Source organism: Albidovulum sp. (assembly GCF_049646345.1).
Classification (GTDB): Bacteria; Pseudomonadota; Alphaproteobacteria; order Rhodobacterales; family Rhodobacteraceae; genus Albidovulum.
Genome location: NZ_JBARVQ010000288.1, coordinates 1 through 2,094, shown reverse-complemented (window position 1 = coordinate 2,094; position 2,094 = coordinate 1). Strand labels below are relative to the sequence as shown.

Annotated in this window: 2 protein-coding genes and 1 pseudogene; 2 read left to right on the top strand and 1 reads right to left on the bottom strand. The window is 65.1% G+C overall.

The features are described from left to right. Window positions 1-625 (bottom strand): UMP kinase (gene pyrH, locus WBB85_RS07230; RefSeq protein ID WP_432637950.1); only part of this gene is annotated, 625 nt, incomplete at its 3' end. Between the two features lie 111 nt (window positions 626-736). Here pyrH and miaA point away from each other — a divergent pair. Together miaA and WBB85_RS07220 are read left to right on the top strand one after the other, a co-directional pair. Continuing rightward, the gene (gene miaA / locus WBB85_RS07225; RefSeq protein WP_432637949.1) at window positions 737-1,639 is read left to right on the top strand and encodes a tRNA (adenosine(37)-N6)-dimethylallyltransferase MiaA; all 903 of its coding nucleotides are present in this window, start codon (window positions 737-739) and stop codon (window positions 1,637-1,639) included. A gap of 152 nt (window positions 1,640-1,791) precedes the next feature. After that, window positions 1,792-2,094, top strand: a pseudogene (locus tag WBB85_RS07220) (hypothetical protein); the annotation flags it as partial.

The window sequence follows — 2,094 nt, the reverse complement described above, 5'->3', positions numbered from 1 at the left end:
GCGCGATCGCGCTCGCGTCCATGACGCCGAGGTGTTTCTGCAGCACCTCGTCGTAGGTGACGGTGTCGTAGCGGACGGCGTCGGGGAACTTTGCCGGGTCGCGGTCGTAGACGCCGTCGACCTTGGTGCCCTTGAAGATCGCTTGCGCCGCCATTTCGCTGGCGCGCAGGGTCGCCGCGGTGTCAGTGGTGAAATAGGGGTTGCCGGTGCCGGCGGCGAAGATGCAGACCCGCTTTTTCTCAAGGTGGCGCACGGCGCGGCGGCGGATATAGGGTTCGCAGACCTGATCCATCGGAATGGCTGAGATTACGCGGGTATGGATGCCAAGCTGCTCAAGGGCTGCCTGCATCGCCAGCGCGTTCATCACGGTGGCGAGCATGCCCATATAGTCGGCCGTAGTCCGCTCCATCCCCTGGGCCGAGCCTTGCAGCCCGCGGAAGATGTTGCCACCGCCGATCACCATGCAGATCTCGACGCCGAGGTCGTGGACAGATTGCACTTCGGCCGCGATGCGGTTGACGGTCGGCGGGTGCAGGCCATAGCCCTGATCGCCCATCAGGGCCTCGCCGGATATTTTCAGAAGAACGCGTTTGTAGGTGACTTTCGGTTCCTGTGACGCGTTCATGTTCTGCTTCCCTTGCCGCCCCGGTCGATCGCGCGCAAAATGGAGGAAATCGGCGACAGGTTCAACCGGGCGCGAACGGAAAGTCCGGCCGGAAATTGCCTGCAGTCCGAATTGACACGAATATCGGCAGGCAAGACACTGGATTTACTTGAAAACATTGATGCGTCGAAACCCGTCGTGATCGCCGGGGCGACCGCTTCGGGCAAGTCCGCGCTGGCGCTGGAAATCGCGCGCAGACAGGGCGGTGTTATCGTCAATGCCGATGCTCTGCAGGTCTGGGCGTGCTGGCGGGTCCTGTCGGCCCGCCCCTCGCCCGAGGATGAGGCCGAAGCCCCGCATCTGCTTTACGGTCATCTGCCGCGCGACGCCGATTATTCGGTGGGCCACTGGCTGCGCGAGGTCGCGCAGATTTTGCAGGCTCCCGAACGCCCGATCATCGTCGGCGGGACCGGGCTTTACCTGACCGCGCTGACCGAAGGTCTGGCCGAAATCCCGCCAGTCCCGCGCGAGGTGCGCGCCGAGGCGGATCAGTTCCTCGCCCGCGCCGGGCATGAGGCGATGCTGGCCGAACTTGATCCCGCCACCGCCGCCCGGATCGACCGACAGAACCCCGCCCGCATACAACGTGCATGGGAAGTGCTGCGCGCCACAGGGCGTGGTCTGGCCGCGTGGCAGGCCGAAACGGGGGCGCCCCTTCTGCCGCTCAGCGCCTGCACGGCACTTGTTCTCAACGCCGACCGCGACTGGCTTGCCGGGCGCATCGACCGGCGCTTCGGGATGATGATCGAAGCCGGGGCGCTGGATGAGGTGAAGGCCGTTTTGCCGGTCTGGTCCCCCACTGCTCTCTGGGCGAAGGCCATCGGCGCGCCGGAACTGGTCCGCCACTTGCAAAGAGAGATCACCCTGCCCGAGGCGATCACCGCCGCGCAGGCCTCCAGCCGCCAATATGCCAAGCGCCAGCGCAGCTGGTTTCGCGGCCGGATGCGGGACTGGAACTGGATCAACCGCCCGTGACCGGTCGGCCACGCACCGCCGACCGGGCGGCTATCCCGTCTTTTTTCCTTGGGTTTCCGAATCGGCACGCTTAGAATCACGCCGTTCGCGCCCCGGACCGCTTGCAATCCACTGGTCGCCCAAACTGCGGCCTGACGCTGAGGACCTGCCCCGTGAAACTCTTCTCCGGCACACCGCTGTCGCAGTTTTCCGCCCCATCGGCGGGCAAAGAGGCACGTGGCGACATCACGCGCAGCAGAGCCATGGCGACACCTGAAACAGCAGCAGAACCGGCCTCTCATGCCTCCAAGCTGCGGATCGTGCCGATCCCGCGCCTTGCCGCTGGTGGCAGGTGGCGGGTGGAAGCGATGCGGTCGCTTTCAGAGCCGATGCTTTTGTGGTTCACCAAAGGTCAGGGGCGGATCACGATTGCGGGATCGACCCGGGGCTATACCGCCAATAACGCGGTGTTCATT